This window comes from Roseateles asaccharophilus, assembly GCF_031458115.1.
Taxonomy (GTDB): Bacteria; Pseudomonadota; Gammaproteobacteria; order Burkholderiales; family Burkholderiaceae_C; genus Pelomonas; species Pelomonas asaccharophilus_A.
Map to the genome: position 1 here is coordinate 50,863 of NZ_JAVDXV010000008.1, position 20,100 is coordinate 70,962.

The following is a 20,100-nucleotide window of genomic DNA, read 5'->3' on the forward strand; positions in this document are numbered from 1 at the left end:
GGCTTCGGCTGCGATTAGGCTGGAATGGGCTCACCGGCGCGCATCACATGCGCCGAACTTGCCATCAAGGTCTCGTGGTTGCGGTAGATCCATTCGATCGCATCCACAAAGGACGTTTTGTCCTCCGACGCCCGCCACTCGAACATCTTCTCGCGAAGGTCGCTCATTTTAAGCTGCTCGACCAATTCGGCCCGCAATGCCTCATCGTTGATGAGCCGCATGACCGTCTGGAAGTAACCCTCGTCGGTGTCGCAGGCCAACCAGTCGGGCATGCCTGCCATTCGCAGCACGTCCCGGTCAAAGATGCTCAACGGTTCGTTGCCGCGATAGGCCACCGTCGGCACATGAACAAGACAGGTGTCCACCGTGCTGTTGGTGTTGCCGAACGGGAAGGCTGCGAGCGCGACGTCGCATCGTTCCAGCACCTTCAAGAAGCCGCCGTACGTGCGTGACGGCTCCAGCGTGAAGTAACGGAAGCGTCGTTCGAAGACCTGGCGAATGCGGTCATACATGACGCCCGCAGCCGATGCAAAGAAGTGGAAGTGGATGGGGCGCGGGGATTCCGCCTCGATGCGCTCGCACAGGGCCAGGAACCGTGGCGACAGCTTCATGAGCGAGCTGTTGACGGCCAGGTGCAAGCGGCCGTCGTTGAACTTCTCCCGGTCCACTTGATGGGCCAGAACATCATCGTGTGGCTCGAAGGGAGGCGTCGCTCGCATCTCCACCACCTTGCGGCCGTACTCCCATGAAACCTCTCCGACGCCGGGCGAGACCAGCGCATAGTCCATGGTGTCGCACATCGCCGGCGCGGGGTGGCCCAGCGACATCAGCTGAACGGGCGCGAAGCGCAGGTTGGCGACCAACTGCGTCCACTCGGACATCCCGAGACTCGGGTAGTAGATGACGTCCGGTTGCAGTCGGACGATGCGCGCGCCGATCTCCTGAAGAGGGATGCCCGCTTCGAGGATCGAAACTTCATCAAACAGGTCGTGCGTGTCTGCCGTGATGTATCCGGTCATCGCCATGCACACCGTGTGGAACTTGGAGCGCAACTGCTTCAGGCCAGCTGCATAGCTGCGGTGCATGGCATGGCCCGCACTCATGCGCTCTGCGCAGATCAGCAGTTTGGGGCGATCGGTCAGCTGACGTGGCGAACAGTGGGACTTGAGCCCGCCGAGCTTGGCGAGCCCGCGCCACACTTCGTTGAGGCTGCGCTTGATCTCGTGCTTGCGGACATGATCTGCATAGCTGCAGTGCATCCACGCCGACGTCATCGCCTGGATGATGCCCTGCGTCGGCTTGGCCGATTCAATCTTGGCGCAGTGTTCGATCAAGATGCTGCGGTTCTCCTCGCCCCGGGCGTGATGCACGAACGGCGCCGTGAACCAGCCGACCATCAGCGGCAGCAGTTGGTCGGCAGGAAGCTTCAGCACGCCTTGCATCAGCTCGGGCGGCAACGCATCCAGCGAATAGAACAACGACAGCACGAACACCTGGTTGGCCCGCAGAGTGACGCCGCCGTCGGCATTGCGTTGGCCGTTGTAGCTCAGCAGGTGGAAGGGCCCTTCATAGCCGCTGAGTTCGAAGATGGCTTCCAGCATCGGCTTGCGGCCTGACAGGAAATCAATCTGGCCCAGGTCGATCAGGAAATCGGGGCTGCAGATCAGCGCCGAGATCATGGCGGCGATCCGCGTGTAGGCGGCGCGCCGCTCTTCGGGGGAGGCGCTGGGCGGCAGGATTCCATAGGGTGAGCGCGTGGTGCTCATTGCCTGCAGAAGCTGCAGCAGCAATGCGACGCCTTCCTTGGTCTGGCGCTGGAACACAGCGCGCTCGAGTCGGTCGAGCAGGCTCTCGATGTCGTTTTCTTGTGGAGCGGTCATTGCAGATGCGTCTTGAAACGATGTCGCGCAGTCGACACGTCAGGTGGGCCAAAGGGGTCGAGTTTATCGGCACCTCAACGGACGCCTTCTCCGTAGACCAACCCGATCCTCCAGGGGTTGCGGTTGGCTATTTCTTTGTCGTCTGTGACGAATTTGGCGATTGAGTCGGGGTGTTCGGTTACTCTCAAATGGCTCACGCTTTCCTTGATGCGTGAATGCAACATGGAAAGGGGTAAACCCCGACTGTCGACTTGCAAGGTTTGCAAGGCTTGACTAAATCGTCTGCTATGCTGCCTGCCAACCTGCTGAGTTGAGGCCATGCTTTGTGGTCGCAAGCAAGGTGGGGGAGGCGGGACGGAGCTCAAGTCGACGCAGTGGTCGCCGTATTGGTGACTGTTGCAGCCACAGGGCAGAGCAATCATCCAGTGCGGCGTGCTGATGAGCGATGTCCCGCTAAGTCCTAGTGTTTGATTTTTGTTGCAACAACGATCCGGAGAGTTCATCAAGATGAAGAGCTTCACCATCAAGGCCCTTGCTGTGGCGGCCGCCGCGGCCTGCGGTACTTCCGCTTTCGCGGGCACCCAAACGGCTACCCAGCGCAATTACGCCTTGGAGGCCATCACCAACACGACGCCTGTCACGCTGGATTCCATCGTGACGACCATCGGCGTCGCTCGCACCACCGCTCAGGACTTCACCGTGGTTGTGCGTCCGCAATCCGCGTCCACGAAGTTCAGCGGCACCTGCCCGGCGCTGGTGTTCAGCAACGGTAGCGGTTCCGGCGCTGCTGCGGTTTCGCAGAAGCGTGCTTCGACGACCGAGTGCGTCTACGAAGTTGACGTTAGCGCGAACTTTGTCGCTGCTGACAACGCCACTTTGACCCTGACCGGTCTGGTTTTGCAGAATCACTCGCTTGCCACCGAAGGCGCTACCGAAAGCATCGGCGTGGGCTTCTTCGATCTGGGCGAAACCGCCCGCATCGACAACTCCAATGACCTGGTGAACGTGGTCGCCAAGAGCTTCCGCGCTGTGACGCTGGTCGCTGCCCAAGACAACAACACGTCGGCTGACGTGCTGTTCAACGGTGGCAACAGCCCGCTGTTCGGTTTCATCGCTCAGGGCGGTGACACCAACCTGGTCGCTGAAGCCAACTTCGTCGTCAACGTCAACGGTTCGCTGACGAACGCCGGCGGTACGTTGTTCAACGCCCACGTCGACGTGACCAAGATCACCTTCACGGTGACTGGTGACCAAGACGGCCTGGACATGACCAACTCGTCGGTCGTCGTCAACGGTGGTAACGCCGCTGGTGTCGCCGTTGCTGGTTCGGGTTCTTCGGCCACGGCCACGTTCAACGCTGCTGGTACGGCTTTCCAAGCCACCGGCAACTCGACGGTTCAGGTTCGCCTGAGGACCGCTGCCACGAAGTCGCTGGGCACCTCGCGTACCTTCGGCGTCTCCGCTGTTGTGGATCCGGCTCTGTCGGGCGTGGCTGACCAGACTCTGTCGGGCAATGCCAACTGGTGGGTGTGGACGGCCAACGCCATCGAGCTGCGCTCGGCGTTCTTCAACAACGACACTTCGAACGGCAACCTGACCCGCTTCTTCTTCCAGAACACGGGCGCAGCTGCTTCGTACTCGGCCACTTGCTACGGCGAAGCCAACACCTTCCCGGGTGGCGCAACGACCCCGACGTACGGCACGAAGCGCAGCGGCGTGCTGGACGCAGGTACCACGGCCATCACGGCTTCGGACATCTGCACGTTCGACAAGAACAGCAAGCGTGGTTCGATCACCTTCACGATCAACTCGTCGGCCGGCAAGATCAAGGGCGTGTACCAGCAAGCCATCAACGGCGCCGCTGCTTCGTACATCCCCCTGGATCGTCCGTACAACAACGCCAACCCGACGTACTAATTGCCAGATCGCTTCGGCGGTTCAGCAATCCAGAGGGCGCCTTCGGGCGCCCTTTTTTCATGGTGGGCGCCATCCTTTAAACTGCGAATCCCTTGCAACACTGCTGCACCATGCTTCGACAATTCCAGGCCTCGCCGGCGCGCGCGCGCGGTTTCACTTTGCTTGAGATGCTGGTAGTCCTGGCCATCATCGGCCTGATCGCCGGTCTGGTGGGGCCGAGGCTGTTCAGGCAGGTCGACAAGGGCAAGACCACGACGGCGACCACGCAGGTCAAGCTGTTGCGAGGCGCGGTGGAGAACCTGCGCCTGGACATCGGACGCTATCCGACCGCGCAGGAGGGCCTGACGCTGCTCAACAAAGCGCCCGCTGACCCTGCACTCGCGACCCGCTGGCGTGGCCCTTACCTCGACGAGACTGTGCCTCTGGACCCTTGGAGCAAGGCGTACCAGTATGCGATTCCTGGACGTGACGGTCAGCCCTTCGCGCTCTACTCGCTGGGGGCGGATGGTCAGCCTGGGGGCGAAGGCGACGCACAGGACCTTGGCGTGCTGCCTGCCAACTGATCGTGCTCACGCGCTCCATAGTGAAGCGTCCTTCCGCTCGTTGATGAGCACGAGCTCCGGGAAACGCACTGCACAAGAGCGGGGCTTCACGCTGCTTGAGGTTCTGGTCGTCCTCGCGTTGATGGCGCTTGCGACCGGCATCGTGCTGCCGAGGGCGGCGGGATGGCTGGATAGCGTCCAGGAACGAGGTTGGCGCGCCGATCTGAAGGCCTATCTCGAAGGTATGCCGGTCAGGGCATTCCTTGCAGGTCAGGAAATGAGATTGGACGCCGCGGCGCTGGCCGCATCGGTGCCCGGCGGGCCGGCGACGATCTTGTTGAGAACGCCGGAGCCGCTGTCTTATGGTGCGACCGGCGCTGCTGTCGGCGGGCGGTTGGAGCTGCGTCGCGGAAATGCACGAGAGGTCTGGACCATCGAGCCGGTCAGTGGCCGGGTGACTGAAGGGACGTGAGGTGATTCGCAAGCGTCCGGGAGTCCAGCGTCGTCAGTGCTCACTCAGCACCTCGAGGGGGTTCACGTTGCTGGAAGTGGTGGTGGCGCTCGTCATCTTGTCGACCTCCGGCCTGGCCCTGTTCAGTTGGATCAGCCAGAACTTAGCGACGGCGACCCGCTTGCAGCAGTCCCAGGCACGCTCCCAGCTCCAACTGGAAGGCGTGTCGTGGCTGTCGACCATCAACCCGGCCGTCGAGCCCGACGGTGAGCGTGAGCTCAGCGGGATGCGCTTGGCTTGGCGGGCGACGCTGATCGAGCCTATGCGGCCCGAGTTTGACTACGGGGGAGGGTTGTTGCCGCGCTGGATTCTCGGCCTCTATCGCGTGGAGGCCAGCGTCACGCGTATCGACACCGGCCTACGGGCGGATTGGGTCCAAGTGGTAACCGGTTGGAAACTTGCTACCTATTCCTCGGGTGGCTCGCCAAACGTATCAAATAGTATTGGCTCACCCAGCGCGGGAGCGCAAAGGTGAATTTCTACAAGTTTTCCCAGCAATCTCAGCGTGGTTTTACGCTTGTTGAAATGCTGGTCACGCTGGCCTTATTGGCCATGATTTCCGCGCTTCTTTGGCAGGCGATGCAGCAGGTCATGAGGGTCGAGCGCGTGCTGCAGCGTTCGGGTGTCGAGGGCCAGTTGGATGCCGTGCGCCGGGAGTGGTTGCGGGGGCTCATCCAGTCCAGCTTCGTGGAAGAAATGGGCAGTCCACGGCAACTGCAAGGCGATGCTCGACAGATGACGCTGGCAAGCGCCGAGGCTGTGGGTCTGGCTGGCATGCGTTCGAACAAGCTGCAGATTCGCCTTGAGAGCGATTCGCCAACAGGTCGTCAACGGCTGCTGCTGAGCGAGGTACCGACGGCAGACGCTTTCCAACAGGAGCTGCGGGGCACGCCCAGGACTGTCGAGTTGCTGACCTGGGTGGGCAAGCCCGGCAGCATCAAGTTCCTGGGCGGGGATGGTGAATGGCAGGACCACTGGCCGCCGCCCGTGCCCATCATCAACGTGCAGTACGAGAGTGATCTCATCAGGGCGGCCCAGGCGGCGCTGCCGCGCTTGCCTGTGGCCGTCATGATCGAGCTTGGTGATGAGGCGGGTGGTGCGCTCGTCACCCGGCTCAGCGTGACAGAGCCCGGAAGGACATCGCGTCGGAGCATGGAGCAGTGAAGCGAGTTGGCGCAAGAGCTCAGCGTGGCTATGTGCTGCTGATGGTTTTGGCGGCCCTGGCCGTCATTGCCTTGGTGGCGCAGCGTTTTGCACAGAGAAACGATGGCCTGCGCCGCAACGCGCTGGACTTCAGCCAGTACGCGCAGGCCAAAGCGTCAGGTGCCGGTGCGTTGGCGGCAACGCTGTACTGGAACTCCACACGTGGGTTGATGCCCGCAGGGCGCGGCAATCATGAAGTCCAGATGCGCTATGACGGCCGTCGCTACGTCACCGCGGAAGGGGCTTTTGTAGCCGTGCAGGACGTCAGAGGCTTGCTGGCGATCAATGGTGGCGATCGCCAGGCACTCACAGCATTGCTGGTGCAGGACGGCGTGACGGTGCAACGCGCGCAGGCCATGATCGATGTGCTGGACGATTACATTGACACTGATGTGCTCAGGCGCCTGAATGGCGCGGAACGCCCCGAGTATCAGGCTCTGGGATTGCCCGGGCCTCGCAACGGCTGGTTGGTGAGCATGCGCGAACTGGAGGCGATGCCGTTGTGGCGTGACGACCCTGAGCGCCTCTCCCGGCTTGCTCGCTGGTTCAGTGGTGATATCGGTCATCCGATGAATCCCGCGACCGCACCGCTCAGCGTGTTGCGGGCGATGTTGCCTACCGCCAACCCGGCGCAATTCGATCTGATCCTGAACCTCCGCCAGACCAATCAGCTGTCGGACGGGCGTACCGCACAGCGCCTCACCGGGCTGCCTTTCGAGGCGGATGACTTCTTGTTCGCGCCAGGTAACGACAGCCGCATCACGGTGTGGGCGCCAGGGTTACCAAGAGCGCTTGAGTACAATGTCCGGTTGGTACCTGCAGGGGAGCCTGGCCCGTGGGTGATTACCGAACAGCACAGCATCACGCGGTCCATCATCACGGATGAAGCTATCACAGCTGTCCCTTTTCCCCTGGCCCTCGGCGAACTCCCGCGAGCTGCAAGCGCTCCTACGCCTTGATGGTTTTGATGCCACGCCGCGGTCGGTGTGGTGGGCTCGAACCCGGATCGTCATCGCACGCAGTCGCTGCAGGATGCGATGGTTCCGTTTGGGCGGCATTCCGGCTGCCGAGCGCCTCGATGCGTTGCGCCTGCAGGTGGAAGCTTGGCGGCCCTTTGACGCCTTGGCCGGCCGTCTCGTCGTTGCGGGTGACGAGGGTCTTGCCATCGTCTGGGATGCAGTAGCGGTCGAGCGGCAACTGCAAGCGGCGGATCTGTCCGTTGAGCGCTGCCAGGTCCTGCCCGAGACGCTGTTGCAGGTGGCGCGCGACGATGGTTTGCATTTGCTGCGTGTGGCTGACGGCTATGAAGCACAGCATTGGCAGGACGGTCAGCTGCGCGCGAGCCGCTGGTGGGCCAAGCCACTGAGCTTCCAGGACTGGCAGGAGTTCGTTCACGCCAGCGGCGCCACACGTGACGCAGCGGGCGAAGGCCACAGCGTTCCAACGCCACATGCGCTGGAAATCGCAGCGACAACGTGGGCGAAGCACTACTCGCTGCATGCGTCGGGCGATGCCTCGGCAGGGTTGGAGCGGCGCGCGGCGTTGGGTGGGGCCGTGGTTCTTTCGGTGGTCGTTGGTGCGCTCGGACATCAGCTCTGGGACGTATATCGCCAAGGCAATGCACTTGCCGAGCAGATCGCCGAGGTCAAGACGACTGCGGCGGCGGTGTTGAGCGCGCGCGACGCGACAACGACGGCCCTGGGCGAGGTGGAGAAGCTCGCCGCTTGGTATGCCGTGCCGCAGCCCATTGATGTCATTGGCCACCTTCATGACGCTCTTGCTCGCTCGGGCGTGCAGATCAAGGATCTGGACCTCGAAGGCAACAAGCTGCGGCTGGGTCTTCAGCTGACGGCCTATGCCACTCGCGCTGGCATCGTGAAGGATCTGCAGGCGGGCGGCTGGTTCACCGATGTGGCCGAGGTGCGTGCGGACAACGCGCGCGGTCTGCTGGTGATGGAAATGCGGATCGCCGGTGCGCGTCCGCCATCAGCGGCGGCCAATGCCGAAGCTGCCCCTGCCGCTGTGGCGGCGACAGGCCCCAACCCGGCTGCCGCGACAGCGGCACTGAACGCGCCCGTAGCCGCCGCGCCGCAAGTCGCAGCGCCAGCCGCGCCCGTGGCGGCACCTGCTGCTCCGCTCCCCAAAGTGCAACCTTCGGGGCCGCCAAAACCCATCATTGCCAAGCCAGACGCCAACGGCATGCCCCCGGCGGATGTGTTCAATGCCATTCCGAACCGTTGATGAGCCGTGACGCTGTACTGACGCCTCTCGCGCAATTACGCGAGCAATGGCAGGAATCTCGTGTTGTCCGCCTGGGCGCTTGGCTGGGTGCCGCGTTGCTGAGCCTTTACGTGGTGCTGGCTGGTTTCGATGCAGTGGACGCCATGACCGAGCGCAATGGCGGCCTCGCCGCTGAGCTGACCCGACTCAACGCGCTGTCCAAGGAGACGCAGTGGCCGGAGCGCAGTCGTGATGTCGCCGGGCTGAAGGCGGCCTATGAGGTCGCCGTCTGGAGTGATGCCGACATCGCGCTGACGGAAGCCGGACTGCAGGACTGGCTGCGCAGCAGCACGCAGCGTCTGGGCCTGAAGGTTCGCGAGATCAATCTGGTCCGCACTGAGCAGCAGGCAGCGGAGGGCACAGCGAACGTCCCAGCGGGTTACGTCGAACTGCATGCCCGAGTCAGTGTCGAGCTGCAGCGCACGCCGCTGTTCGCGCTACTGGCCGAGATGGGCAATCAAGAGCGACGCGTGGTCGTCGAGCGTGTGTCCCTGCGCAGCCAGAGTCAGCCTGCGACGGCCGAGATCGATTTGCGCGTGCTGGCGCGGCCTGGGAACAAGCCATGAAGCTGATGCCCTGGATCCTGTTCCCCATCGCTGCCGCGCTGGGCTGGCTGCTTTCGCCTGCGACCGATGAGCAGACAAATCTGGTGCAAGCCCGGCGCGAAGCCTGGGCGTTGCCCGAGCTGCCGCCCCGCGCCGATCAAGCCGGGCGAGCCATCGGGCTGGCTGCATCGCCGATCTTCGAGCCCGAGGCTGCCGTGGTGGCCGCTGCTGCGGCTGCGGCCGCGGCCCAGGCCGAGGACCGGCGTTGGCGCGTGGCGGGCATCTTTGGGCGGGACCGCGAACGCAAGGTGTTGATCAGCTTCGTCGCGGCCGGCAAGCCGCCGTTGCGATTGGGTGTGGGCGACAAAGTACCCAGCGGCGAACGCATCACCCGCATCGTTGACGGCGAGGTGCTGATCCGCGTCGGCCAAAAGCAGGTTCCGCTGGGAGCCGATTACCGTGAATGAGAACCTGATGTTTCCTGACCTGAGACTGCCGCGCCGCCTGGGCATGCCGTCCTTGGCGGCCATGCTCGTGTTGAGCGCCTGCGCGCCGCTGACACCTCAAATCCCGCCACCGCTGCAGCTGCCCCAGCCGTCGGGTGACGCGCTCAAGACGGCGGACAGCCAGCAACGCACGGCAACCGAGATCAAGCCAGGGCCGAAGGCCCCCGAGACCAAGACGGCCCCGCTGGAGGTCACCGCGCCGGCTATTCAGCCCACGGATGAAGTGCTTGCGGCCGTGAACCTGCAGCAAGTGGCCTTGCCCACGTTCATCCAGGTGGTCTATGCCGACGTGTTGAAGAAGAACGTCAGCATCGACGCGCCGGTGTTGGCTCGCCAGGACCTGGTGACCTTCAAGGCAGGCACCGGCCAGACGGCCGCTCAGATCGAGACGGCCGTGAAGCTGCTGCTCAAGAGCTACGGCCTGTCCGTCATCGACGTGGCCGGTCTAGTGCGCGTCGTTCCCGACAACGCCAGCCAGGGGGATCTGCCCGGCATACGCTATGGCGCCGCGCTGCCGACGGTGCCCGCCTCGTTGCGCCCGATTTTCCAGCTCATCCCTCTGGAGTCGGTGCGTCAAGTGGACGTCGGCAACTGGCTGCGGACGCTGTTCGGTGAGCGGGTCAAGGTGCAGGAGGACTCTTCGCGCAACGCCATCCTGATCAGCGGCAATCCGGACAATGTCCGCGCCGCACTGGATGCGTTGGCAGTGCTGGATCAACCGGCGTTGAAGGGGCGTAGCTCCCTCACGCTGTCGCCGGCCTTCTGGTCGGCTGACGAACTGGCCCGTCGCCTTGCCGAAGTGCTGGCCGCGGAAGGCTATGCCGTGCATCCGGTGGGGCAGGCCATCACGCCGGGCGGCTTGCGCAGTCCGATCATCCTGTTGCCTGTTTCCAGCCTGAACCAGGTCTTCGTCTTCGCCACGGGGGAGGACGTGGCCAATCACGTGGCGGAATGGGCGCGGACGCTTGACCGACCCAATGAGCGGGGCATCGGCAAGAACCTGTTCACCTACGCGGTCAAGCACAAGGATGCCGAGCAACTGGCCACCACGCTAGACCGCGTTCTGGGAGGGTCGGGTGGCAGCCAGGCTGCTGCGACAACCGGCAGTGCCGCCGCCGGCGCCGCCGCCGCCACCCGCCTCAGCTCCGTCGTGGTCGACAAGTCCAGCAACACGCTGATCTTCCAGGCCAATCCGGACGAGTTCGGCCAAATCCTGGCGCTGCTGCAGAACCTGGACAAGCCCACCAAGTCGGCCCTGATTGAAGTCACGGTGGCCGAACTGAACCTGACCAACGACACCAAGCTTGGTTTCGAATGGTTGACCGACCATGTGAAGGCGCGCGGTGGCTACTCGGTCAGCGCCGGAAGTGGTGCCGGCAGCGAGGGTGGCATCAACATTAACATCTTCAATCCGGCCGGCGCAGCCCGCGTTGCGATCGATGCATTGGCCACGGACAACCGCGCCACCATCCTCTCCAGCCCGCGTCTGATGGCGCGCAACGGCGAATCGGCCACGATCCAGGTGGGCGACGAAGTGCCCATCATCACGGCGCAGCAGACAACGCCCGTGACTGGCAATACCAATGGCCTGCTGCAGACGGTGCAGTACCGCTCGACCGGCGTCATCCTGAAGATCAAGCCGGTGATCCATTCCGGTGACCAGATCGATCTCGACGTGTCCCAGGAAGTCAGTCAGCCGGCCACCACCAAGACCGGTCTGACCACGACGCCAACGATCTCGACACGCAAGGTCGAAACCAAGCTGACCTTGCGCAATGGCTCCACTGTGCTCCTCGCGGGTTTGATCGATGGATCCGGCTCTGAAGGCGCCAGCGGCGTGCCGCTGCTCAAGGACATCCCCGTCATTGGCAGCCTGTTCAAGTCGGAGACCAAAAACAAGAACCGTCGCGAGATGATCATCTTGATCACGACCTACATCGCGAACGACTCTGCCGAAGCGGAAGCCATCACGGAAGCGTTCCGCAAGAGCCTCGGCCCCTGGGCCAATCCGCCGACCAAATTCACGCCTTCGGAGCTGAAGCCCCAGCCGGTGCCCGCGGATCGATGAGCGAATCTCAATCCGGTCAGCTGATTGGCGAGTTGCTGCTCGCCCGCGAACAGATTCGTCAGGACGACCTGAACGCTGCGCTGCGCTTCCAGGCCGAGCAGGGCGGGCGTCTCGGCGCGGTGTTGATGCGCATGGGCGCCGTGACGGCCGAGCGCCTCTATGCCGCGCTGTCCGATCAATTGGGCATGGGCTGGCTGCGGGCCGACGAGTTCGATGAGGCGGCATTGCGTCAGGGTTTGCAGGACTTGGAGTCTTGCGCGACGCAGCTGCTGCGCCTGGGCGTGCTGCCCTGGCGAGATGAGGCCGGTTGGCAGCTCGCCTGCGCCGACCCGTTGGAGGCGGAGGTGCGCGAGTTCGCTCAGCTGACCAATGAGCTTTCCTCGGCTCGCTGGTGGCTGGTCGCCCCCGATGACGCGCAGCGCTGGGTTCAACGGCTAGGCCAGAGTGATCTGAGCATGCAGGCTCTGGACGAGCGCGCCCTGCGCGAGCTCGCCGAAGACGCGCCCGTGATCGCATGGGTCAACAACCTGATTGCGCAAGCCGTCGAATCGCGGGCTTCCGATATCCATCTGGAGCCTGGCGAGCGGGAGTTCGAGGTCAGGCTGCGCATCGACGGCCAGTTGCACACACGACTCACGCTGGGAATGGATCGCTATCCGGCTGTCGCATCACGCATCAAGCTGATCGCGGGCATCGACATCGCAGAGCGCCGTCTGCCCCAGGACGGCCGCATCTCCACGCGCGCCGCAGGCGCCGAGATGGATGTGCGGGTCTCGTCCATTCCTGCCGTGTTCGGTGAATCCATCGTGATGCGGCTGCTGCCCAAGCGACGTTCCGATCTGTCGCTGGAGCGTCTGGGCCTGCGGCCGCAGCAGCTGCGGCAGTTCCGCCGTTGGCTGGGGCTGGCGAACGGCCTGGTGCTGGTGACGGGACCGACCGGTGCCGGCAAGAGCACGACGCTGTATTCAGCGCTGGCTGCCACCAATGACCAGAGCCGCAAGATCCTGACGGTCGAGGATCCCGTCGAGTTCAGGTTGCCGAATGTGATCCAGGTGCAAGCACAGCCGGACATCGGCTACACCTTTGCGCGGGCCCTGCGGGCTTTCTTGCGGCACGACCCCGACATCATCATGGTCGGTGAAATTCGCGACCGCGAGACGGCCGAGATCGCCATCCAGTCTGCCCTCACTGGTCACCTGGTGCTGGCGACGCTTCACACCAACGACGCCCCTTCGGCCGTGACCCGCCTCGTGGACATGGGCGTGGAGCCCTTCCTGGTTGGTGCCTCGTTGAGGGCGGTGATGGCGCAACGGCTGGTCCGGCGCTTGTGCGATCGCTGCGCACAGCCGGCGGACACCGTTCCGGCCTTGAGCGAGGACGAGTTGGCCCTGGCGTTGAACGACCTGCGCAGCGAGGATGGCGAAGCACAGCCACCGCGCTGGCGTCATCCTGTCGGCTGTCCTGAATGCCAGCAGACCGGGTTCCGCGGACGGGTGGGCATCTACGAGATGCTTGAGATCGATGCCGAGATGCAGCATGCGCTGGCACGTGATGCCGGGCTGCCGGCGCTCATCGAGATGGCTGCCCAGCGCGGGTACCGGACCTTGGCCCAGGAGGGCGGGTTGAAGGTGGCTCAGGGCATCACCACCTTGGACGAAGTGCTGCGAGCCACGGGTGGCGCGGGAGAGGCCTGACGTGACGTGGGCGGACTGCATGCAGGATGTGCTTAGGCGCGGGAGATCCGATGCGCTTTGACTACCAGGCGCGTGACACCAGTGGCCGGCCTCACAGCGGACATCTGGAGGCTCGCGATACCGCCGATGCCATGGAGCAACTCGCTGCGCAGGGGTTGACACCGGTTCAGTTGAAGACCCAAGAAGCCAGACGTCCGGTACGCCGACAGCGACTCGCGTCGATCAAGTTGGCTGACCAGGTGGTGCTGTTGCGCGAACTGGCCACCTTGCTGGCCGCGGGCGTGGCACTGGGGGACGCGCTGTACAGCCTGGTCCAGGCCTATGACCAGCAGGCGTTGGGGCCGGCGATGGCTGCGATGGAAGCCCATGTTCGCGGTGGCGGCCGGTTGTCCGACGCGCTACGCACGGAGCAGCTCGGCATGCCCAGCTACGTGATAGCGCTGACGCAGGCGGGGGAGGCCAGCGGTGAACTCGCCCAGTCACTGCAAGATGCCGCAGACCAGATGGAGCTGAGCCGTAAGGCGGGCGAGGATCTGCGCAGCGCGCTGATCTACCCGAGCGTTTTGGTGGGAGCAGGCAGCCTGGCAGTCTTCTTCATCTTCGTCGGCGTGGTGCCGAAGTTCGCCAGCCTGATCCGTGGCAGCCGCCAGGTGCCTGATCTCTCGCGCTGGGTCATCGAATCCGGCGTGTTCGTGCGGGCCCACCTGTTCGAGGCGCTGCTGTTGCTGGGGCTGCTCGTGGCCGGTGTTGTCACGGCGCTGGCGCGACCGTCGGTGCGACATGGACTGCTGCAGTTCCTGCAACGCGTGCCGGTGGTCGGCCCATGGCTGGTGCAGGCCGAGATCGGGCGCTGGGCCACGGTGCTCGGCGCGCTGCTTGCGAACCGCGTGCCCGTGCTGACTGCCATGCAGCTGGCGCAGGGGGTGTTGCGCCTGGATGCCCTGAAGATGGGCCTGGAGCGCGCGATGAAAGGGCTGCAGCAGGGCCAGACGCTCAGCGACGGTCTCGCGACGCAGGCCTGGTTTCCCAAGACCCGGCTCAACCTGATCCGCGTTGGCGAGCGCTCCGGCGAACTACCGCGGATGCTTCAGGCGTTGGGGCGCACGCAGGGAGAGGCCGCAGCATTGCTGCAAAAGCGCATGTTGGGGTTGATCGAGCCCATCGCCATCCTGCTGATCGGTGCAGTGATTGGTGTCGTCATGGTCGCTGTCATGATGGCCATCACCAGCTTCGACACGCTGATCTAAGGTCAGGTCAACCGATTCGCGCCTGTGCGCGGTCCAGCGCGGTAACACCCGCTTGCGCGGCGGCCGGCACCGGTCGGTCGTAGTGCTCAATGCGTCCGCGGCCGGCACGCGCCAGTGCCAGGTCCAGGGCTGCTTCGTCTTTGCGTTGCAGGCCCAGTTGTTGGACCACCGCCGCGACTGTGGACCGTGGGTCAGCAACCAAATCTGCGTGTCGACAGGGAACCCAGCGCCCCGCCAGCGAGGGGGTGTCGCTCAGCCCTTGCAGCACACCGGCACATCCTTCCAGCGCCGCTCCGAGTACCCCGTCCAGCGCCTCGGTCGTGCTCGCCGTGAGGCTGTGCTCGGCAAACATCGCCTGCCACATCTTGCGGTTGGAGTGCAGCACGTCGGCGCCGTCGCGAACCATCCAGACGACCTGTGCGCCGGGAAAGCGCTTCAGCAGTGCTGGCAACCTGAAGCTGTGATTGGGGGACTTCAGGATCAGGCGCTCACCGGCCCGGCCTGTGGTGTGCAGCACGCCAGCCATGAAACGCTCAAAGCGCGGCAACCAGTCTGCAGCCTGGGCGTCCCAGTAGGCGGGCGTCAGCGTGTGCTGCAGCTCCGCCAACCGCTCCGGCATCAGGAAGGCCCGGTAGACAGAGTCCACCCCGAGTGTCAACAGCGCGAACTCATCTTCCTGCGGCGATAGTGCGCTGATCTCCAGCCCGTCCATCGGCCGCGCGACGGCTTGCGTCTGCGCGGGCGGCGGCAGCAGCATGAAGGAGCTGGCGTTCATGCACTGCCAGGTCTGCGGCGTGGGCAGGCCAGTCAGCGCGGTCAGCAGTTCGTGCATGACCGTGGTGCCGCTGCGCCAGGGGCCGACGATGAACAGCGGCGGCGCCAGCGCGGGCGCCGAGGCCACGCGGGCATCGCTGAGCCGGCGGTTGAGCGTGGCCCAGTGGGACTTCCAACGCAGCTGCGCGCGAGTCGTCAGCGGCAAGTCCCGCCACAGCGGTGAGCCGCGCAGCCATGCCAGCAGCGCGGCGTCGACGGTGTGCAGCGGGCTGCGCGCGCTCATCGCGTACCGCCGAACTGACGCGCGCGCAGCTGCTCGACCTGCGCGAGCCGGGCTTCCAGGTCGGCCCGCAGCCGCGCACCGAGTTCAGGCTGTGTGGCCATCAGGTCCGTTGTCTCGCGCGGGTCCGCGGCCAGGTCGTGCAGCGTCGCCGTGCGCGCAGCCGCGTCGTAGGTCAGCTTGTGATCGCCGTCAATGAGCACGTAGTGACCTTGGCCAATCGGCGCAAAACGGCTCTGGCGTTCCATCGCCATGCTCAGCACCGGTCGCGCCGGCAGAGTGTCACCGAGCAGTGCCGGCTTCAGGCTGCGGCCATCGGCCCGGGGCAGGCCGCCGCCGCCCGCCAGGTCGGCCAGTGTCGGCGCCACGTCGGCCAGGCTGACAGGCTGCGACACGACACGGCCGGTGCTCTGCCCGGGCAGCTTGATCACGAGCGGCACGCGTAGCACGCCTTCGTTCATCGTCTCGCCGGCATGACCCATGAAGCCGTGCTCAAACGATTCGCCGTGGTCGGACGTGATGGCCACGATGGCCTTGTCCAGGCGTCCCGACTGGCGCAGGTCGTCCAGGAAGCGCCCCAGCGCGGCGTCCGCAGCCATGATGGACTCGCGGTAGCGCAGCCGGTGCTTGTCGATGACGGTCTGCTGAGCCGGCGTGTAATGGCCCATGCCCAGCATCTGCGACCAGCGGTCCAGCTCTCCCTGTGGCAGCAACTGGTACTTGAAGCCTTCAGGGGCCAGATAGGGGTCGTGCGGCGGCAGCGTGTGCACCCACATGAACACCGGGCGATGCGCCTTGGCCAGTTGCTGCTTCGCCGCTGCGTAGCTCAGCTCGGGCGGGAAGGGGTTGTGCTCGGCGAAGCGGTAGACGTCTAACGTGTCCAGGAAGGGCACCAGGCCGGAGAGCCAGAACGGCAGGGTCGTGTCGGGGAACAGCGTCAGCGCCCGGCGGGGCTTCAGACCTAGTGATGGAGACGGTGAGATGGTGTCGGTGTCGTAGTGCGCGAAGCTGCCATGGTGGCGCGGGCTGGCCATCAGGTTGGCGCTGATGGAGTGCGTCTCGTAGCCTTGCTCGCGCAGGCGCCGGGCCAGCGTGTGGTCGCGCACGTCGGCCGACATCTTGGCCACGATCTGCACGCCCCAGTGCGTCCACGGCAGCGCACCGGTCTCCAACGTGGCGGTGCTGGGCGTCGTGAAGTTGGCGCTGGCGTAGTGCCGGTCGAAGCAGGTGGCCTGCCGTGCGAATTCGCGCAGCCGAGGCATCAGCGTGGGGCCGTCGCCGCAGACCATCGCGTCCTGTGCGGCCAGCGTGTCAATGGTGAACAGGAAGACATCGGGCTGGTCCGCGGCGGCCGGTGGGACGGCCGGCGCATCGGCCGGTCCCAGCAGTCGGGGCGGTTGCAGCAGAAGCCAGCCGCAGGACAGGGCCAGCGCCAGCAGCGCCAAGCCCCGCAGGCCCAGCAGCGCCTGCACGGTCTTGCCCACCAGCCCGCGCCAGCGGCCTTGGCGGCCGAGCGCGTAGGCCAGCAACAGCAGCGCGACGGCCGCGCCCACGCGCAGGTGGGAATTGAGGCTCAGCGAGGTGCCGGACACCGTGCGCAGCCAAGCCCAGCCGGCCGAGCCAAACTGCCAGAGACAGACCCAACCCACCGGCACGATCAGCAGGCCCCAGGCCAGGGCGTGGGCGGCAGGCTCGCCAGCGCCGAGCCTGCGGGCCAAGCCTGCCCCCAGCATCGCAACCATGGCAATGATCAATGCCGGCACGGCCAGCACCAACAGAGCCAGCGCGACGTCGCGCAGCAGCTCGACCGGCGTCAGGAAGCCCAGGAAGGCATCGACCTGCTTGAGCAACGCCCACGGCATCCACAGGATGCTCAGCGCCGCATGGGCGGCGCCGAAGCAGCGCCACAGGCTGGCAGCAGGGATGGCGGTCGAGGGAGCGGCTGCGGCGGCGCTCATTCAGGCTTGCGGCCGGTCAGCCGCTGCCAGGCCCGGCGCGCCCAGTCGGAAATCCAGCGCCGCAGGAACAGCCAGCCACCGACGATCGCCGCCATCACGGGCGCCAGCAGCTGGAACAGCATGCCGCCCGCGTTCGGGTCGATGTAGGCGAAGGCCGGGCTGGTCAAGGACAGCCACAGCAGCAGGATCAGGGAGAGGCTGGTTCGCCAGGGGCGCTTGGAGGTCGGCATGGATGAGGACCAGCGGCGTGCACGAAAGAGGGCGGCCATTCTATCGAGGCCCTCACCCTAGAATCGCCGGCTGCCTCCCGCTGCGGCCGCCAACTTGCGCATCGCCCGACATTCCTTCTACAACCTGCTGGGCATGGGCCTTCCGCTGTTGCTGGCGTTGCTGGCGATACCGGAGCTGTTGCGCCTGCTGGGCACCGAACGATTCGGCTGGCTGACGCTGCTGTGGGCACTGGTCAGCTACATGGGCTTGTTCGATCTCGGTTTGCCGCGTGCGCTGACGCAGCAACTGGCGCCCGCCGTCAGCCGGCAGCGTTGGGCGGAGGCGGGGGCCATCGGTGGCACCGTGGCCGCGCTGGTCGCGGGCCTGGGCCTGTTGCTCGCGGTGGTGCTTTGGTGGGCCGCGCCGGCTCTCGCCGCGTTGTTGACCACGACCACCGAGGCCGAACGGTTGGTCGTGGCGCTTCGATGGATGGCCGCCGCCCTGCCGCTGACGCTGATGTCCACTGCGATGCGTGGTGCGCTTGAGGCCTGCCATGCTTTCCGAGGCATCAATGCCATCCGATTGCCATTGGGCCTGTGGACGTTTGCGGGGCCGTGGGCCATTGCTGCCTGGCGCGAGCCGGACCTGGGCGACATCGCCGCCGCGCTGGCGTTCGGGCGGCTCGCGGCGCTGCTGGCCCACGGCGCCCTGGTGATGCGCGTGCTGCACATGCTGCGCGGCCTGTGGCGCTGGGAGGGCGCCCGGTGCGCGCCGCTGCTGCGGGCTGGCGGCTGGCTCACCGTGGGCAATGTGATCAGTCCGCTGATGGGCTACTCGGACCGTTTCTTCCTGGGCATCGTCGTGTCGGGCACGGCGGCCGCGTACTACGCGGCGCCGCAGGAGATCGTGACCAAGCTGTGGATCATCCCCGGCGCGCTGACGGCGGTGCTGCTGCCGGAGTTCGCGACCCGTGCGACGGAGGCGGGCGAAGGCTCGTGGCGTCTGTTCGATGCGGCGGTGGCGGCCATCTTCATGGCGTTGCTGCCCCTCACGCTGGGCCTGGCCCTGTTCTCGCATGAGCTGCTGGGCCTGTGGCTGGGCCCCGAGATCGCGATGCACAGTGGGCCGCTGCTGGTCTGGTTCGCGCTGGGCATACAGATCAACTGCGTGGCCCACATCGCGCTGACCTGGCTGCACGCGCGCGGCCGCTACCGCGCACCGGCGCTGCTGCAGGTGGTCGAGTTCCCGCTGTTTCTACTGCTGCTGTGGGGGCTGAGCACGATTTGGGGGCTGCAAGGGGCAGCCATCGCCTGGCTGCTCCGCATGGCGGTGGACTGTGTCAGTCTGTTCGCGCTGTGCGGGGCTGAGCGCCGAGGTTGGCCCTCGCGTACGTGGGGTGGCGCCGTGCTGCTGGCCGGTTTGCTGTTCGTCGCCGCGAGTTGGGACAGCCTGCCGCTGAGGCTGCTGTTGTGGAGCGCCCTGGTGGCTGCTGTCACGGTGCTGGCCTGGCGTTGGCGTACGCGCGAGGCCCTGGCGAGTGCGGCAGCGGGAGGCTTGTCATGACGGTGCTGCCCAAGGTCAGCATCGTCACGCCGGCCTACAACCAGGGCGAGTACCTGGCGGCGGCGATGCGCAGCGTGCTGACACAGGACTACGCCAACCTGGAGTACCTTGTCATCGACGACGGCTCCAGCGACGACAGCCTTGCCGTGGCGCAAGCCGTGGCGGCGGAGTTCCCCGATCGCGTGAAGGTCCAGACCCAGGCCAATGCGGGTCAGGCCGAAACGCTGAATCGGGGCTGGGCGGTCTGCCAGGGCGAGATCCTCGGCTATCTGAGTTCCGACGACGTGTTGCTGCCCGGTGCGGTCAGCCGTCTGGTCGCGAGCTTGCAGCGGCGACCGGATGTCTCCTTGGTGTATGCCGACTTCTGGCTCATCGACCCAGCCGGAAACCGTCTGCGCCAGGTTCAGGCTCCCGAGTTCGACCGCCGAGCCATGCTGGAGAACCTGGTGTGTGCCCCTGGGGTGGGCGCGCTTTTCCGGCGTGAGGTCTTCGATGCCACCGGAGGATGGGATCCGCGTCGCCGGCAGGTGCCCGACTTCGAGTTCTGGCTGCGTGTGGCGGAGCGAGGCGACTTCCTGCGCGTGCCGTTCTGTCTGTCCGAGTACCGCATTCACGAGGGCTCGGCCTCCTACCGCGTCATGCCGGTGGCGCGGGCGGAAGAGATCGTGGCCGTGATCCAAGGACACTGGGCAGCCCGCCCTGAAACGCCGCCGGCGTTGGCCAGGCGCTCCGTGGCGCGCGCGCATGGCCTCTCAGGCAAGAATCACGCGCAGTCGGGACGGCCATGGCAATCGCTGCGGCACTATCTGCAGGCGTTCAGCCTCAGGCCCGGATTGCTGCTTGAATTGGGCATGTGGCGACAGATCGCCGTGGGGTTCCTTCGTCGAGCCTATTTTGGCCGGCGCGTCAAAGAGTGATGGTG

At 65.4% G+C, this 20,100-nt stretch carries 18 protein-coding genes; 14 read left to right on the forward strand and 4 right to left on the reverse strand.

From position 1 onward, the window contains the following. Positions 1-14: 14 nt before the first annotated feature. A complete protein-coding gene (locus tag J2X21_RS19265) occupies positions 15-1,880 on the reverse strand; it encodes a hypothetical protein (RefSeq protein ID WP_310331322.1) in 1,866 nt (621 codons plus the stop codon). 507 nt (positions 1,881-2,387) lie between these two features. Between J2X21_RS19265 and J2X21_RS19270 the strand changes: the two genes are divergently transcribed. The 12 genes from J2X21_RS19270 (at position 2,388) to J2X21_RS19325 (ending at position 14,393) form a co-directional block, all read left to right on the forward strand. Continuing rightward, positions 2,388-3,797: a hypothetical protein gene (locus tag J2X21_RS19270; protein WP_310331324.1), complete on the forward strand. Its 1,410-nt coding sequence runs from the start codon at positions 2,388-2,390 to the stop codon at positions 3,795-3,797. Between the two features lie 110 nt (positions 3,798-3,907). Further along, positions 3,908-4,360 (forward strand): type II secretion system major pseudopilin GspG, encoded by a 453-nt coding sequence (gene gspG / locus J2X21_RS19275; protein WP_310331326.1) that lies wholly within the window; start codon positions 3,908-3,910, stop codon positions 4,358-4,360. Between the two features lie 43 nt (positions 4,361-4,403). Continuing rightward, entirely contained in the window at positions 4,404-4,811 is a 408-nt protein-coding gene (locus J2X21_RS19280; protein ID WP_310331327.1) for a prepilin-type N-terminal cleavage/methylation domain-containing protein, read from the forward strand. 1 nt (position 4,812) lies between these two features. Further along, a complete protein-coding gene (locus tag J2X21_RS19285; RefSeq protein ID WP_310331328.1) occupies positions 4,813-5,325 on the forward strand; it encodes a type II secretion system protein in 513 nt (170 codons plus the stop codon). Continuing rightward, entirely contained in the window at positions 5,322-6,014 is a 693-nt protein-coding gene (locus J2X21_RS19290; RefSeq protein ID WP_310331329.1) for a prepilin-type N-terminal cleavage/methylation domain-containing protein, read from the forward strand. The genes J2X21_RS19285 and J2X21_RS19290 overlap by 4 nt, the downstream gene beginning before the upstream one ends. 41 nt (positions 6,015-6,055) lie before the next feature. After that, on the forward strand, positions 6,056-7,012 hold the full coding sequence (locus tag J2X21_RS19295) for a type II secretion system protein GspK (protein WP_310331827.1): 957 nt from the start codon (positions 6,056-6,058) through the stop codon (positions 7,010-7,012). Between the two features lie 73 nt (positions 7,013-7,085). Then, positions 7,086-8,294, forward strand: a complete 1,209-nt coding sequence (locus J2X21_RS19300; RefSeq protein ID WP_310331330.1) for a hypothetical protein — start codon at positions 7,086-7,088, stop codon at positions 8,292-8,294. Beyond that, positions 8,294-8,899 carry a GspMb/PilO family protein gene (locus J2X21_RS19305; protein WP_310331331.1) on the forward strand — a complete coding sequence of 202 codons (606 nt, stop codon included), beginning with the start codon at positions 8,294-8,296 and terminating at the stop codon, positions 8,897-8,899. The genes J2X21_RS19300 and J2X21_RS19305 overlap by 1 nt, the downstream gene beginning before the upstream one ends. Then, positions 8,896-9,345, forward strand: coding sequence for a hypothetical protein (locus J2X21_RS19310; protein ID WP_310331333.1), 450 nt, complete (start codon positions 8,896-8,898; stop codon positions 9,343-9,345). Before J2X21_RS19305 ends, J2X21_RS19310 begins: the two co-directional genes overlap by 4 nt. Positions 9,346-9,352: 7 nt before the next feature. Continuing rightward, positions 9,353-11,452: a secretin N-terminal domain-containing protein gene (locus J2X21_RS19315; protein WP_310331335.1), complete on the forward strand. Its 2,100-nt coding sequence runs from the start codon at positions 9,353-9,355 to the stop codon at positions 11,450-11,452. Next, a complete protein-coding gene (locus J2X21_RS19320) occupies positions 11,449-13,146 on the forward strand; it encodes a GspE/PulE family protein (RefSeq protein WP_310331337.1) in 1,698 nt (565 codons plus the stop codon). The genes J2X21_RS19315 and J2X21_RS19320 overlap by 4 nt, the downstream gene beginning before the upstream one ends. A gap of 50 nt (positions 13,147-13,196) precedes the next feature. Then, positions 13,197-14,393, forward strand: coding sequence for a type II secretion system F family protein (locus tag J2X21_RS19325; protein WP_310331339.1), 1,197 nt, complete (start codon positions 13,197-13,199; stop codon positions 14,391-14,393). Between the two features lie 7 nt (positions 14,394-14,400). Here J2X21_RS19325 and J2X21_RS19330 read toward each other — a convergent pair whose 3' ends face one another. The 3 genes from J2X21_RS19330 to J2X21_RS19340 are packed head-to-tail and all read right to left on the reverse strand — an operon-like array spanning position 14,401 to position 17,635. After that, the gene (locus J2X21_RS19330) at positions 14,401-15,450 is read right to left on the reverse strand and encodes a sulfotransferase family protein (RefSeq protein ID WP_310331341.1); all 1,050 of its coding nucleotides are present in this window, start codon (positions 15,448-15,450) and stop codon (positions 14,401-14,403) included. Continuing rightward, positions 15,447-17,405: a sulfatase family protein gene (locus tag J2X21_RS19335; RefSeq protein WP_310331343.1), complete on the reverse strand. Its 1,959-nt coding sequence runs from the start codon at positions 17,403-17,405 to the stop codon at positions 15,447-15,449. Before J2X21_RS19335 ends, J2X21_RS19330 begins: the two co-directional genes overlap by 4 nt. Continuing rightward, the gene (locus J2X21_RS19340; protein WP_310331345.1) at positions 17,402-17,635 is read right to left on the reverse strand and encodes a hypothetical protein; all 234 of its coding nucleotides are present in this window, start codon (positions 17,633-17,635) and stop codon (positions 17,402-17,404) included. The genes J2X21_RS19335 and J2X21_RS19340 overlap by 4 nt, the downstream gene beginning before the upstream one ends. A 94-nt stretch (positions 17,636-17,729) precedes the next feature. Between J2X21_RS19340 and J2X21_RS19345 the strand changes: the two genes are divergently transcribed. Together J2X21_RS19345 and J2X21_RS19350 are read left to right on the forward strand one after the other, a co-directional pair. After that, positions 17,730-19,178: an oligosaccharide flippase family protein gene (locus tag J2X21_RS19345; protein WP_310331347.1), complete on the forward strand. Its 1,449-nt coding sequence runs from the start codon at positions 17,730-17,732 to the stop codon at positions 19,176-19,178. Further along, positions 19,175-20,095 carry a glycosyltransferase family 2 protein gene (locus tag J2X21_RS19350; protein ID WP_310331348.1) on the forward strand — a complete coding sequence of 307 codons (921 nt, stop codon included), beginning with the start codon at positions 19,175-19,177 and terminating at the stop codon, positions 20,093-20,095. Before J2X21_RS19345 ends, J2X21_RS19350 begins: the two co-directional genes overlap by 4 nt. Positions 20,096-20,100 lie beyond the last annotated feature (5 nt).

Coding starts and splice junctions, on each gene's coding strand:
- J2X21_RS19265 (WP_310331322.1), bottom strand. CDS start 1,880: ATGACCGCTCCACAAGAAAACGACATCGAGAGCCTGCTCGACCGACTC.
- J2X21_RS19270 (WP_310331324.1), top strand. CDS start 2,388: ATGAAGAGCTTCACCATCAAGGCCCTTGCTGTGGCGGCCGCCGCGGCC.
- gspG (WP_310331326.1), top strand. CDS start 3,908: ATGCTTCGACAATTCCAGGCCTCGCCGGCGCGCGCGCGCGGTTTCACT.
- J2X21_RS19280 (WP_310331327.1), top strand. CDS start 4,404: ATGAGCACGAGCTCCGGGAAACGCACTGCACAAGAGCGGGGCTTCACG.
- J2X21_RS19295 (WP_310331827.1), top strand. CDS start 6,056: ATGGTTTTGGCGGCCCTGGCCGTCATTGCCTTGGTGGCGCAGCGTTTT.
- J2X21_RS19300 (WP_310331330.1), top strand. CDS start 7,086: ATGCGATGGTTCCGTTTGGGCGGCATTCCGGCTGCCGAGCGCCTCGAT.
- J2X21_RS19305 (WP_310331331.1), top strand. CDS start 8,294: ATGAGCCGTGACGCTGTACTGACGCCTCTCGCGCAATTACGCGAGCAA.
- J2X21_RS19310 (WP_310331333.1), top strand. CDS start 8,896: ATGAAGCTGATGCCCTGGATCCTGTTCCCCATCGCTGCCGCGCTGGGC.
- J2X21_RS19315 (WP_310331335.1), top strand. CDS start 9,353: ATGTTTCCTGACCTGAGACTGCCGCGCCGCCTGGGCATGCCGTCCTTG.
- J2X21_RS19320 (WP_310331337.1), top strand. CDS start 11,449: ATGAGCGAATCTCAATCCGGTCAGCTGATTGGCGAGTTGCTGCTCGCC.
- J2X21_RS19325 (WP_310331339.1), top strand. CDS start 13,197: ATGCGCTTTGACTACCAGGCGCGTGACACCAGTGGCCGGCCTCACAGC.
- J2X21_RS19330 (WP_310331341.1), bottom strand. CDS start 15,450: ATGAGCGCGCGCAGCCCGCTGCACACCGTCGACGCCGCGCTGCTGGCA.
- J2X21_RS19335 (WP_310331343.1), bottom strand. CDS start 17,405: ATGAGCGCCGCCGCAGCCGCTCCCTCGACCGCCATCCCTGCTGCCAGC.
- J2X21_RS19340 (WP_310331345.1), bottom strand. CDS start 17,635: ATGCCGACCTCCAAGCGCCCCTGGCGAACCAGCCTCTCCCTGATCCTG.
- J2X21_RS19350 (WP_310331348.1), top strand. CDS start 19,175: ATGACGGTGCTGCCCAAGGTCAGCATCGTCACGCCGGCCTACAACCAG.